The following is a 237-nucleotide window of genomic DNA, read 5'->3' on the forward strand; positions in this document are numbered from 1 at the left end:
CTCTTCCGATCTGGAAAATGCAAAGAGGAAACATTGAAACGTTCGTTAACAACATGGGGAGAGAAATTCTCTCAAGACGAGATTGAGGAAGCCCTGTCTGAAGCCCCCATTGATGGAAACGGATTGATTGACATCAAGAAGTTCGCCCAGATCTTAACTAAGGGCGCAGAAGAAGAGGGAGCTTAAATTACTCGTCATCTACGGTATCCATTACCAAGGTTGGAATCTTGTGACCCA

Annotated in this window: 1 protein-coding gene; it reads left to right on the plus strand. The window is 44.7% G+C overall.

Annotated features, from left to right (window positions below; genetic code table 11):
* Nucleotides 1–186: hypothetical protein (locus BB427_RS24420; protein ID WP_217492896.1), on the plus strand; the 186-nt coding region annotated here is incomplete at its 5' end.
* Nucleotides 187–237 lie beyond the last annotated feature (51 nt).

Origin of the sequence: Pseudoalteromonas sp. BMB (assembly GCF_001709235.1) — a bacterium.
In the GTDB taxonomy this organism is placed as follows: Bacteria; Pseudomonadota; Gammaproteobacteria; order Enterobacterales; family Alteromonadaceae; genus Pseudoalteromonas; species Pseudoalteromonas maricaloris.